Origin of the sequence: Advenella kashmirensis W13003, from assembly GCF_000506985.1 — a bacterium.
GTDB classification, from domain to species: domain Bacteria; phylum Pseudomonadota; class Gammaproteobacteria; order Burkholderiales; family Burkholderiaceae_B; genus Advenella; species Advenella kashmirensis_A.
On record NZ_KI650982.1, the window covers coordinates 127034 to 139804 of the forward strand.

A 12771-nucleotide genomic window follows, 5' to 3' on the forward strand; every position below is an offset into this window, starting at 1 on the left:
GTCATAATGACAGAATATACTTCAGGATTATCAAGCAGCGCCGATTTCAACTGAGCTCTTTCATGAAACGGCCTGCATTTTGTCGAAGACTGTGACACAAGCCTATTCATGAATACTCAGCAAAGCACCCCTTCTCCCTTTTATTCTCCTGAAAGAATCGGATTTTCCAGTTTCCACGAGCCTGCTCAGGCTTATGAAGCACTGCTGCACATCTACGAGCGCAACACACTGTTCATTCGCGAATCCTTTTACCGTTATATCAGCGACGAAAACCGGTCAACCCGGCGCACGCGTGCCTGCTACCCGGCCATCCGCCTGCATGTACCTGATCACCAGGAAGTTGATTCGCGCCTGTCCTACGGCCATACCACCGAACCAGGCCTGTATCAGACCACGATTACCCAGCCGCAGCAGTTCAAAAGCTACCTGCTGGAACAAATCGCGCTCATCATGAAAAACCACCAATTGCCGGTCGAGATCGGGGAGTCGGATGTTCCCATCCCCCTGCACTTTGCATTCACGGGCGGCCAGTATATCGAAGGGGTGTATGCAGACACGCTTGGATCGTCGCTGCGCAATTATTTCGACGTACCCGATCTGGCCGTGATGGATGACGCGATCGTCAACGGTACATTGCGCGAGGAGCCCGGCCAGCCGGGGCCGCTGGCACCGTTTACCGCACCCCGGATCGACTATTCGCTGCACCGGTTGCAGCATTACACCGCCACCGCCCCCGAGCATTTCCAGAATTTTGTCCTGTTTACCAACTACCAGTTCTATGTCGACGAGTTCATCAGCCGCGCGACCCAACTCATAGACGATGATGCTTCAGGCTATACAGAACTGGTGGAGCCGGGCAATCATATTTCACGCAAGAATCAGCCCGACACCTCGCAGAAGCTGCAAAGACTGCCACAAATGCCGGCGTATCACCTCAAGCGGGCAGACGGCAACGGCATTACACTGGTCAATATCGGCGTGGGGCCTTCCAATGCCAAAACCATTACCGACCACATCGCCACCTTGCGGCCCTCAGCCTGGATTATGCTGGGCCATTGCGCCGGTCTGCGCAATACACAACGCCTGGGCGATTATGTGCTGGCTCATGGCTATGTGCGCGAAGATCACGTGCTGGATGCCGACCTGCCGCTGTGGGTACCGGTTCCGCCACTGGCTGAAATCCAGATCGCCCTGGAGCATGCCGTAGAGGAAATATCCGGTCTTTCCGATTGGGAACTTAAACGCATCATGCGTACCGGAACGGTCGCCACGATTGACAACCGTAACTGGGAATTGCGTGACCAGCACGAACCCGTCCAGCGTTTTTCCCAATCACGGGCGATCGCGCTGGACATGGAATCGGCCACCATTGCCGCCAATGGCTTTCGCTTTCGCGTTCCCTATGGCACCCTGCTCTGTGTGTCAGACAAGCCACTACATGGCGAGCTGAAACTGCCGGGCATGGCTTCTGATTTTTACCGCAAGCAGGTGAGCCAGCATTTGCGCATTGGCATGCGTGCCCTGGAAAAACTGCGCGAAATGCCGCGCGAGCGCCTGCATTCGCGTAAACTGCGCAGCTTTATTGAAACCGCCTTTAAGTAGTTTGTATTTTGAATGCCGTTATTAATGCCGCCTTCCCGGTCTTTGCGCTGATCCTGGTTGGCTTCCTTGCCGCGCGTACGCACATTTTGTCGGAGCAGGCCAGCCAGCACCTGAACAGTTATGTCGTCTGGCTGGCTCTTCCGGCGCTGCTGTTTCATTCCATGGCCACGGTCAGTTGGGAATCACTTAACCAGATTCCGTTTATCCTGTCCTCCATCGGCGGCATGCTTGCGACATTTATTATATTCATGGTCTGGCAGCGACGTGCATTCAGCCTGTCTGACAATAGTGTTGCCAGTTTGTCTGCTTCCTACAGCAATACGGGCTATATGGGCCTGCCGCTGTGCATGCTGGCATATGGCGAGGCGGGTATCACACCCGTCATACTATCGATGATCCTGACGGCCTGCGTGCTGTTTGCACTGTCCATCGTTTGCCTGGAAATGGGCCTGCAAAAACACGGTAGTGTCTGGACGAGCGTGCGTCACTCGGGCATGGCTTTACTGAAGAACCCGCTGATCATCTCACCGCTGGCGGGCATGGCGCTCTCCGGCCTGGGTATCCCATTGCCCGACCCGGTGGCTGAACTGGCACGGCTGCTGGGCAGTTCGGCCAGTCCGTGTGCGCTGGTAACGATTGGTCTGTTTCTTGCGCAAACCCGCAGCGCGCGGCCCCATCCGGCACTGGCCGCAGTCCTGTTCATGAAGATGCTGTTTCTGCCCGCCATCACCGCCGTACTTGCTTTTCTCGTATTCGACATGCCGCAGATCCAGCGTGAAGCAGCCGTGCTGCTCGCTGCCCTGCCCATCGGCACCGGGCCGTTCATGCTGGCATCCATGTACCGGCGCGATACTCAGCTTGTCTCGCAATCTATTTTTATTTCAACTGTGCTGTCGGTCGTAAGCGTCTCGGTGCTGCTGGCCTTGTTTCACAACTAAGATCGGACGCCGCTACCATCGTGACGGCCAGGCGTCATCACGATGGTTTGCCCTGATCAGAGCATCACCTCGATGAGTAGCCTGGTTACAGGAGATCATCTCGGCGACTTACCCTAATCGCAGCATATACCTGACCGCAGCATGTACCCCAAAGGAAATCGGGCCGCCATGACTCCGTTTCCCGGAGCATGCCGCTTCAGTGCTGCTCGATAAAGCTTTTGAGAAATTCTTGTGTACGTGGCTCTTGCGGGTTGGTCAGCACTTCGTCTGGCGTGCCCTGTTCCACAATTTTGCCTTTGTCAAAGAAACAGACCCGATCGGAAATCTGCTTGGCAAACTGCATTTCATGAGTCACCAGCAGCATCGTCAGATCGTGCTCTTCGGCGAGACGTTGAATGACATTGAGCACCTCGCCGACCAGCTCGGGATCCAGCGACGAAGTCGGTTCATCGAACAACATGATATTGGGCCTCATGGCCAGGGCGCGTGCAATCGCGACACGCTGCTGCTGTCCGCCTGACAGCTGGCTCGGAAACTTATCGGCCTGATCCGACAGACCGACCAACTCCAGATAGGTGTCGGCACGTTCATTGGCCTCTTCCTTGGACAGTTTGAGCACCTGCACCGGCGCCTCGGTCACGTTGCGCCGCACCGTCATATGCGGAAACAAATTGAACTGCTGGAAGACCATACCCATTTCCTTGCGCATCTCGCGCAAGTGATCCTCTCCGGCAGCAACCAGTTCGCCATTTTTTTCCTCATGCCATAACGGCCTGCCGGTCACATAAATCACGCCTTCATTGATATTTTCAAGTGTCATCAGAATGCGCAGAACGGTCGATTTACCCGAGCCGGATGGCCCGATAATAGTGACCTTTTCGCCTTTGCGAACGTCAAAATCCAGCTCGTCCAGCACGGTCACATCACCAAATTTCTTGACAACTTTTTCAAAACGAATAATCGGTTCGCCGGTGTCCAGACGCCCTGCAGCGCCATCGACTTCGACGATGTCTTCGCCCTGTGTCTGATTCTGCACTGGCGTGCTCTGATTGTTCTCTATCGAATTATTCATCGTAATGGTATTCCTCGTTTTGGCAGGTGGGTATCCAGATAGCGCACACCATAGGATGCCGCAATGGTCAGAATCAGGTAGATTGCCCCCACCATGGATATCGGTATCAGGTAATTAAAAGTACGGTCACCAATGATTTTGGCCACGTTGAGCATTTCAAGCACCGTCACAACCGACAGCACCGGTACATCTTTCATAATGGACACGAGGTAATTCCCCATGGCCGGAATGATGCGCGGGATCGCCTGCGGCAAAATCACAAACCCGAACGTGCGCACGGGCGGCAGATCCAGCGCCCGGGAGGCTTCAGTCTGGCCGCGGGGAATCGATTCGATCCCGGCCCGGTACACTTCGGACAGATACGCGCTGTACTGCACGCCCAGCGCCAATGCGCCGGTCAAAAATGCGGGCAGAACAATGCCATGCTCCGGCAACACGTAATATAAAAAGAAAAGCTGGACCAGCAGCGGTGTATCACGAATGAATTCAGTGATAAATTTTGCCGGCCAGGAGATGATGGCCAGACGCGCGCTTTTGAGGCCGGCCAAAATCAATCCCAATACCATGGCGACAAAAAAGCCCACCACGGTTGCCTGCAGCGTCACCACCAGCCCCTTGAGCAGGATCGGAAAAATCGAGACCGCGAACGCCCAATTGCTGCTTGTATCCCATTCAATACCAAATAGCATAATCAGGCCCTCCCTGCACGCCAGCGCCCGACCGAGCGCTCAAGCAGTTTCATGATTCCTGTCAGAATCAGCGCCATGCCAAAGTACATAAAGAGCAGGATGGTATACACCGTAGTGCTGTCCTGCGTATAGTTGCGAATCTGTTCGGCACGAAATGCCATATCGCCCAGGCTGATCAATGACACGAGGGCGGTGTCCTTCAGATTCTGCACGGCAAGATTACCAAAGCTGGGCATCATCTCGGGAATCGCCTGAGGCAGGCTGATAAACCGCAGGGTTTGCCGTGGCGTGAAATCCAGCGCCTTGGCCGCTTCATATTGCGAGCGTGGTACGGCCTGAATGGCGCCACGCACCACTTCTGCCCCATAGGCGCCAATATTGAAGCCAAGCGCCAGCGTGCCGGCAACCAGCGGCGCCATGCGAAAATCCAGACCCAGTGCCTGACCCAGCAGGGGCAAGGCAAAAAACAGCCAGAACAGCTGTACCAGCAACGAAGTACCACGGAAAATCTCAATAAAACAGATAGAGAATCCGCGATAGAACCAGTTGCTTGAACGTTTACCGATACCGAAAACAAACGCTGTGATGGCGCCAAGTATGGTTGAATAGACTGTCAGTTGAACGGTTACCCACGCCCCTTGCAAAAGGGGCGTCAGATATATATTCCAATCCATCTGTCACCTTTTATTGTGTTGAAAATAGATGAAGAATGCAGCAGGCGCAACTGGGCCAGGACCCGCATTACGACGTGATACCCGTCACAAACGGATGCAATGCATTTGACACCGCAAGAATCTGACGTCGCGGTGCCGGCAACAGGAGCGTGCCATACCTTCTCGGCAAGATCGTTCACGCTCCTGGCAATAACGCCAGCCTTACTTCGCAGCGCAAAGCTGTTCAGTCGTCTGCTTAGTGGATTCCTCAAGATCATGATCGGTAAAGCCATAATCGGTCAGGATTTTTTTCCACTCCGGCGTCTTTTTGAACTTGGCCAGCTCGTCGTTCACGGCCTTGCGCAGGTCATCGGAATCCTGGGAGAAAGCAAAACCGCCCCAACTACGCGCAGGTTTGCCGTCAATAACGGGATCTTCAAATTTGGCAGCCGGCTCCACCTTGTCGCTCTTGCCTGCCAATTCACTGACCGTCAGGCTGGTCGCAGCGTAGGCGGCAGCACGCCCGGTGGACACCGTTGAAATGGCGTCGGCATTATTGGAAATCGTGACCATCCGTCCGTCATCAACACCCAGCTTTTGCATCATTTCAAGCTGGTCAGCGCCTGCCATGATGGCAATTTTTTTATCGGACTTGGCAAAGTCTTCATACTTATGCAGATTATCCGGATTGCCCTTGGCAACAAGCAGTCCTTCACCATAAGAACTATTGGGTTCGGAAAAAGCCACTTGCTGGCAGCGCTGCGGCAGGATAGCCATTTCGGCTGCCACCATATCAAACTGATTTGCTTTCAAGCCTGGAATGAGCGAACCAAAACCGGTGGTGACCCACTTGATTTCCTTGACACCCAGCTGTTCCATAATGTGCTTGGCTACGTCCGGGCCAGCACCTTTTGCCGCGCCGGTGGGGTCGACAAAACCGTAGGGAATTTCGTTGGCCACGGCGATCCGTACAACGCCCTTATCCTTGATTTCCTGCAACGAGGCGGCCGATGCCACTGTACCAAAAGCCGCAGCGGTTGCTACAGCGAGAGCCAGCAGGGTTTGAGTTTTGCGGATTCTATTCATAGTCTTTACTCCCCTTGAAGTTGGTTTATCCTGAAGTTTTTATCTGCACTACTTAGATAAAAATCGCATTTGAAATTACCTTCATACGCAGCGAAAACGCTTCTCATACATGCTGAAAATTCATTGCATGGAAAAACAGTTTAGCTGCGCGAGTGGTTGTCGCTTCATATATAGAAGTAACATACATAATTGGTTCTGCACAACCGGATGAACCTCATATCTTCATATTTGTTACATTCGCCACGCGTCATTAATATGAAATATATGCACGGAATTTACTGGCAATATTTCATTTGAAATACCATTTTTCAATGGCAAAATTGACCCGATAAAATTTCACAATGCCGTGCTATCAGGCGCTCTCACGCCGCTTGTGCGGCAGCGAATGCACCAAGCCCTCCGGCCTATATTCGCTGCCATTTTATTATTACTGATGCAGCGATCAGGACAGGCACGATTTTTGCGTACCCGGCTGCGTCGTGCTTATCCGTGTACGGGCGAATCCCAGGTTTTCAGCAATTGCTTCAGCGTTTCGAGCGCAGTCGGAGTCATGGGCCACGCCGCTGGCGGACGAGCCAGCCCGCAATCATCTCCCAACAGCTGTAAGGCGGTTTTCACCACCGTCACATTGGTTCCGTTATTTTCCTGCGCCCGCAATACCTCAAACGGCAACATCTGCTCAATCAAATGATTTGCCGAAGCATAATCGCCCGCTTCCAGTGCCGTATGGATGGCGACACTTCGCTCGGGAACAACGTTGATGAGCCCGGAAGTGAAGCCGCGCGCACCTGCCGCATAAAACGCAGGCGCCCAGGTTTCGGCCAGCCCGCCGACCCATGCAATATCCCGTTGACGGGTACGACGTATCGCTTCAGCCAGCAACAGCGGCGTTGGTGACGCCCATTTCACGCCAATGACAGACGAAATACTGCAAAGTTCTTCTATGGCTTGCATGCCAATCGCTTCATTGCGCAGATACAGCACCAGCGGCAGCCCCGGCGCGGCCTTTTCTATTCTGCGCACATAGGCAACCACGCCCCTTGGCGCAACAAACGGATCGGGTGGCTGATGGATCATTAGCGCATCTGCGCCTGCTGCCTGCGATGCCGTCGCAAGATCGCAAGCCTCTTCTACCGAACGACCTACACCGGCCAGCAGCGGCACCCGGCCTTGTACCTGCTGGGCTGCGGCTTGAATCATGGCCTCGCTTTCGCTGTATCGCAAGCTGTAATACTCACTGGTGTTGCCGTTGGCGACCAGTACATGTACACCGGCGTCAACCGCACGATCAACAACGGGTTGCAAACGCCCAGGGGCAATCTTGCCCGTATCATCGAACGGCGTTACCAGAATGCCTGAAATGCCGTTAAGCGCAGCGCGTACTGCTGCACGGTCAAAATGGGCCATGAATTTTCTCCGTGATAAATTACCTGATGTTTACAATGGCAACACGCTGCGGCGCACACACGCCTGCGGATCTGCCTTGACAGCCTGCGTCAGCGTCGTACCCAGTCCGGGCTCGGTTGGACGTAATAAAAATCCTTTTTCAAGCACAGGCAATTGCGTGACGAGATCTTTATAGAAGGTGTTGAGAAACGCGCGAACCACTTCCTGGAAAATCGCATTGGGCGAAGCCAGCGCCACATGCAACGAAGCCCATAGTACAACAGGACCGGTGCAATCGTGAGGCGCAATAGGTTTCTGATAGGCATCAGCCAGACTGGCAATCTTTCTGGCTTCGGTAATGCCGCCACACCAGGACAGATCAAGCATCACGATATCCAGCGCATGCGCCGCCAGCAGATCACGAAATGTACTCTGGGCCGCCAGGGTCTCGCTGCCGCACACCGGAATTTGCGCATGCTGGCGATAGTCGGCCAGCAGGCCCGGGCTATCCATCTTGATCGGGTCTTCAGCCCAGAAGGGTCGGTATTGCTTCAGTTCACGAGCGATAGCCAGCGCGCTGGTCAGATTCCACATCGAATGAAATTCGCACATCACTTCGATTCGATCTCCGACGGCCAGCCGTATTTTTTCGAATACTGCCAGACCCTGGCGCATATGTGCCGCGCTGATATATTGGCCACCTGTTTGGGTGGCAGCCGCATCAAAGGGCCATATCTTCATGGCACCAAACCCTTCCTCGATCAGACTCTGGGCCAGCTCGGCCGGATTCTCGATAAAAGCCACCTGATCATCGTAGCGGCCGCGGATTTTTTCTTCACCGGTCTGAATCAATCTGCGCTGAATGCTCTTACTGTTGTAGTCGACACCCGCACAGGTATTGTATGTGCGCATGCGCTCGTGACAAGCCCCGCCAAGCAATTGGTAAATAGGCTGATTGCAGACTTTGCCGAAAATATCCCACAGCGCAATATCAATGGCCGAAGCGGCCCGGGTTTCGACGCCACTTCCGTTGAATCCCAGATATCCCCGAAAAAGGATTTTGTGCAGGCGCTCGATGTCCAGCGGATTTTCGCCCAGGATGAGTGGCGCGGCCATGGAATGCAAATAGGTTTCCACCGCTTCTGCGCCGCGGAATGTTTCGCCCAGCCCGGTCAGGCCTTCGTCGGTTTCAATCTGGATCCACAGTAAATTTGGCTGGGACTTCAGTCGAATGGTTTCAAAGCCGGTAATACGCATATTTTTATTTACTCTGTGGTGATATGTTGTGTGCGGATCAGTTCTGCCCATTTGTCATGTTCGGACTTGATATGCCCGGCAAGCACAGAAGGCGCCCCGCCAATCGCCCGGATGCCTGACTGACTCAGTGTTTTGATCACGGACGGATCCTTCAGCGCCTTGTTGAACGCGGCATTCAATCTGTTGATAACCGGTTCTGGCGTGCCTGCCGGTGCGCCGATGGCGAACCAGGGTTCGATCACGAACCCTTTATAGCCGATTTCCTCCATGGTCCGCACATCCGGCAAATTGGCCGAACGCGTCTTTCCCGTGACGGCAAGAACCCGGACTTTTTCAGACTTGATAAAGGGCAGAATAGACGGCTCGTTGTCGAAAAACACATCGATCCTGCCGCCAAGCAGATCGGTGATTGCCGGACCAGATCCCTTGTAAGGCACATGCAAAAGCGACACCTGGGCCATTTTCTTGAGCAGTTCGCCTGCCAGGTGATTGGACGCGCCAATCCCCGACGATCCATAACTCACGTTGCCTGATTTGGCCTTTTCAAGCAGAACCTCAACGCTGTCTATACCCGTATCGGGCCCGGCAACCAGTGCATTGATGGACGACCCCAGCAAAATGACGGGTGCGATATCCTTGAACAGATCAAATCCAGGATTCGCATACAGGCTTGAATTGACTGAACAGTTCCCAATACTGCATAGAAAAATGGTGTAGCCATCTGCAGGCGAATTGACGGCGGCAACCGTGCCGATATTGCCGGTGGCACCGGGGCGATTATCAATGACGATCGGCTGCTGCAGGTCTTTGGCGGCAGCGCTGGCCACCAGACGCGACACCAGATCGCCCGAGCCACCGGGCGGTACCGGCACAATCATGCGGATGGGTTGGGCGGGGAATGTTTCGGCACCCGCCTTGACCGGCCCCAATAGTGCGCCTGCCAGTATCAGCGCCATTCCAGTTAACGGCTTTTTCATGCACTGTCTCCTTAATATGAACTGCACGGCTTGTTATTGTTTATGATTTAATCATATAATCATTATATGATTAATGTCAATCATTCCGTTTCCGCATTTGAACCTTACGGTTATACTTGACGCCATGTCTTCATCTCCGTTGCGCAACTTCCATCACCAACTCGTCGATACCCTAGGCAGCAGTATCGTTGCCGGCCGCTACGCCGAAGGCACACAGTTGCCTACAGAGCCCGAACTGGCCGACACTTACGGCACCAGCCGCCTGATCGTCCGAGAAGCAATGAAAAGCCTGGCCGCCAAAGGCCTGGTCTCGATCCGCCCCCGCACGGGCACGCACGTGTTACCGCGCAGCCAATGGAATCTGTTCGACACATCCGTGCTTGAGTGGTATGGACGACGGCCGCCGGATAAAAAACTGATGGCTGATCTGATGGAACTGCGCCAGGCAATCGAACCACAGGCAGCACGACTGGCGGCCATGCGGGCCGCACCGACCGATATTGAAGCACTGCATGCGGCATACCAGGCCATGGCATCGGCACGCAATCGCTCTGACTATATTGCGGCCGACCTTGAGTTTCATGGCGCAGTCTTGCGTGCCAGCGGCAATGTATTTATTCAGCAGTTGGAAAAGGCCCTGTCGGCAGTGTGGACCACCAGTTTTCGAGCATCCAGCGGCGACTGGGGACCAGACCCGCAGGCGCTGGCGCTTCATAAAGCCCTTCTGGACGGCATCGGGGCAGGCAACCAAAAAGCGGCGGAAAAAGCGGTGTTGGCGCTGATAGAGAGAGCGGTCATACGAATCGCCGGTTGACGCGTTCCATCGTCCAGTCCTTCGCCAGAAAATCGTAAAATAGCCGATTGAGTGACGAACTACCTTTGGACAGCCCACACCTGATGCCCGCAGAACCCAACACACAAGCAGCTTCCGGCCACACCCCCATGATGCAGCAGTACTAATTACTGGCGCATAATGCTTTGATTTATAATAATAATCATGCTGTTTTGTCTAAAACTGATTTGTATTATTAGGCGGAATTTGTCCTTATTTATCAAGGCTCACGTTTTTTGTTTTAGACAGGTTACAATCCCATTTCTAGGCCCCTAATCTGCCCACCCCATGGAGCAGATATGAAACAATTTCCCTTGACCCGAACCGATCTGATAAAGATCAGGGACACCAACAAAAGCGAGCAAGTCCGGGTATTATTACGAGAAATCAGCCGGTTGCACCAGGTCATGCGATCGCTCAATATTCAGGTCGAGCGTATCCGCATTGCTGTCGCGAATGGCCGTGCCGCCGATGACATCATTTTTGATGCAGCCGAACGCATACTGGAGCATGAGATGCGGCTTTATGGTCCCCCGCCGTTTGATTACAAACGGGATCGCAAGCAGGCCCAACTCGAAGCCAGTGAAAAACTGATAGACGAAGCCTTGAAAAGGGAAGCGAATGTGCGGAAGAATCAGACAGGGAAATGACCCGGACGAGTATTTTGCGACGATCTTTACGAATATGCGCAAGGTGTTCGACGTCGACCCCGGCTTACGCTTCAATGTGCCGCCTGGCAGCGAACCGATGGTGATCCACGAGCTGGCCAGCACACGGACCGTAGAGCGGCAGTTCTGGGGATATAAGCCCGTCTGGTACAAACGCAAGCCCGTCATCAACGCCAGGTTAGATAAGATCGTAGCCGGCTCCAAGTTCTGGGCGCCGCTGCTGGAGCACGGGCGGATGATAGTTCCGGCTGACGGGTGGTTTGAGTGGACTGGTGAGAAGCCGAATAAACAGCCTTGGTTCATCCGGCCAGTGGATGGTCAGCCTATTCTAATGGCGACTATCGCGGCATGGAAAGAAGGCGCTGAGCCAGGGGAACAGCACGGCTTTGCGATTGTGACGGACGATAGCGCGGGTGGCATGGTGGACGTTCACGACCGGAGGCCTGTGGTTTTAACGCCTGAGCACGCCCGCGAATGGCTGGATCCGGACACGACCGTCGACCAGGCGAAGGAATTATTGTCTGTGGCCCGTCCTGAATCGGCGTTTGAATGGTATGAGGTGACGCGGAAGGTGGGGAATTCGAGGTATCAGGGGGACGACGTCGCGGAGCCCGTTAGGAATCAATAACTGAGCGGCTAATTTTTTAACTCGAACGAGTCACATGAAAAAAATAAAATCCATTCTTTTTAATTTTGGGCTACTAAACTTGATGTGGTCAGGCGTAGCAGTCACGATCGCAACAATAGCGTTTTTCTTTTATATTTTCAGAACAATGCCTTTAGAGAAGGACGTTACAAAGTGGGGCGCCTTTGGCGATTATATTTCTGGAACAGCAGGAACTTGGATCTCATTTATTACATTGATAATGGTCTGGATTACCTTCTTGTCCCAGAAACGGGAATTAGAAGAGCAAAAGAATCTCAACGCCCGTCAAACAATTGTGATGGAGAGGCAGGCGTTTGAACAAACTTTTTTTTCCTGGATTGGTCACATAAAAAATATCCATCGAGATTCGGACATAAATGCACTGTTTTCAGATTTTCGCACACAGGCAAGCGAGTCTTTTGAAAATCTCGTTGGGTATGCCCGAAACCATCGTCAAGATGTAAATTATAAGAATCAATTCAGCACGAATATTGCCTCATATATCAGCGGAATTCAGGATTTTTACAAACGAGGGCAAAGGTTGGGGAATCACAGAAAATCGTGGCTGGAACAAAACATACAGAATTTAGAAACCCTCGTTGCATTTGTGGATCGAGCAGACAAATACCCTGCTACGCTCGAAGAAAAATCTATATATTTCAATATACTTAAAGCACAATATACGAATTATGAACGATATGTTTTAGGCTTAGAAATTATGGAAGTAAATAATGATATTCTGTTTACCTTGACGAAATTTAGGTTTTTCGACTCCGAAGAAAGACATTTTATTCCAAAATTAATAGAGCGTAGACTCAGAGGAAAATTAACGGACGAGTTTATTAAGGAAGAAATTAATTTACGTCTTGGTCAGTAGAAGGTAAAACATTTCTAAAAAATATCACGTAGTTTTACCACTGCTTCACCACAAAGTCGTGCTTCACCTTGCACTCATAGAACCGAGT

General features: G+C 52.8%; 13 protein-coding genes. 6 read left to right on the forward strand and 7 right to left on the reverse strand.

Annotated elements, in window-relative coordinates; translation table 11 throughout:
• Positions 1-108: 108 nt before the first annotated feature.
• Together W822_RS42565 and W822_RS42570 are read left to right on the forward strand one after the other, a co-directional pair.
• A complete protein-coding gene (locus W822_RS42565; protein WP_024006902.1) occupies positions 109-1602 on the forward strand; it encodes an AMP nucleosidase in 1494 nt (497 codons plus the stop codon).
• An 8-nt stretch (positions 1603-1610) separates the two neighbouring features.
• A complete protein-coding gene (locus W822_RS42570) occupies positions 1611-2540 on the forward strand; it encodes an AEC family transporter (protein ID WP_024006903.1) in 930 nt (309 codons plus the stop codon).
• Positions 2541-2736: 196 nt separating this feature from the next.
• Here W822_RS42570 and ehuA read toward each other — a convergent pair whose 3' ends face one another.
• From ehuA to W822_RS42605, 7 genes are all read right to left on the reverse strand, one after another.
• Positions 2737-3612: an ectoine/hydroxyectoine ABC transporter ATP-binding protein EhuA gene (ehuA, locus tag W822_RS42575; protein WP_301280280.1), complete on the reverse strand. Its 876-nt coding sequence runs from the start codon at positions 3610-3612 to the stop codon at positions 2737-2739.
• Complete coding sequence (gene ehuD / locus W822_RS42580; protein ID WP_024006905.1) at positions 3609-4301, reverse strand: ectoine/hydroxyectoine ABC transporter permease subunit EhuD; 693 nt, start codon at positions 4299-4301, stop codon at positions 3609-3611. The genes ehuA and ehuD overlap by 4 nt, the downstream gene beginning before the upstream one ends.
• Before the next feature lie 2 nt (positions 4302-4303).
• Positions 4304-4975 (reverse strand): ectoine/hydroxyectoine ABC transporter permease subunit EhuC, encoded by a 672-nt coding sequence (gene ehuC / locus W822_RS42585; RefSeq protein ID WP_024006906.1) that lies wholly within the window; start codon positions 4973-4975, stop codon positions 4304-4306.
• 201 nt (positions 4976-5176) lie between these two features.
• The gene (gene ehuB / locus W822_RS42590; protein WP_024006907.1) at positions 5177-6040 is read right to left on the reverse strand and encodes an ectoine/hydroxyectoine ABC transporter substrate-binding protein EhuB; all 864 of its coding nucleotides are present in this window, start codon (positions 6038-6040) and stop codon (positions 5177-5179) included.
• Between the two features lie 483 nt (positions 6041-6523).
• A complete protein-coding gene (locus W822_RS42595) occupies positions 6524-7447 on the reverse strand; it encodes a dihydrodipicolinate synthase family protein (RefSeq protein ID WP_024006908.1) in 924 nt (307 codons plus the stop codon).
• A gap of 30 nt (positions 7448-7477) precedes the next feature.
• Positions 7478-8683, reverse strand: coding sequence for a mandelate racemase/muconate lactonizing enzyme family protein (locus tag W822_RS42600; protein ID WP_024006909.1), 1206 nt, complete (start codon positions 8681-8683; stop codon positions 7478-7480).
• An 8-nt stretch (positions 8684-8691) separates the two neighbouring features.
• The gene (locus W822_RS42605) at positions 8692-9660 is read right to left on the reverse strand and encodes a Bug family tripartite tricarboxylate transporter substrate binding protein (protein WP_024006910.1); all 969 of its coding nucleotides are present in this window, start codon (positions 9658-9660) and stop codon (positions 8692-8694) included.
• 124 nt (positions 9661-9784) lie between these two features.
• On the opposite strand from W822_RS42605, the gene W822_RS0124055 reads away from it, so the two are divergent.
• The 4 genes from W822_RS0124055 (at position 9785) to W822_RS42620 (ending at position 12683) form a co-directional block, all read left to right on the forward strand.
• Positions 9785-10474, forward strand: a complete 690-nt coding sequence (locus W822_RS0124055) for a FadR/GntR family transcriptional regulator (RefSeq protein ID WP_051401857.1) — start codon at positions 9785-9787, stop codon at positions 10472-10474.
• A 317-nt stretch (positions 10475-10791) separates the two neighbouring features.
• A complete protein-coding gene (locus W822_RS42610; RefSeq protein WP_024006911.1) occupies positions 10792-11142 on the forward strand; it encodes a hypothetical protein in 351 nt (116 codons plus the stop codon).
• Positions 11114-11788, forward strand: a complete 675-nt coding sequence (locus tag W822_RS42615) for an SOS response-associated peptidase (RefSeq protein ID WP_024006912.1) — start codon at positions 11114-11116, stop codon at positions 11786-11788. The genes W822_RS42610 and W822_RS42615 overlap by 29 nt, the downstream gene beginning before the upstream one ends.
• 34 nt (positions 11789-11822) lie before the next feature.
• On the forward strand, positions 11823-12683 hold the full coding sequence (locus tag W822_RS42620; RefSeq protein ID WP_024006913.1) for a hypothetical protein: 861 nt from the start codon (positions 11823-11825) through the stop codon (positions 12681-12683).
• Positions 12684-12771: the final 88 nt, after the last annotated feature.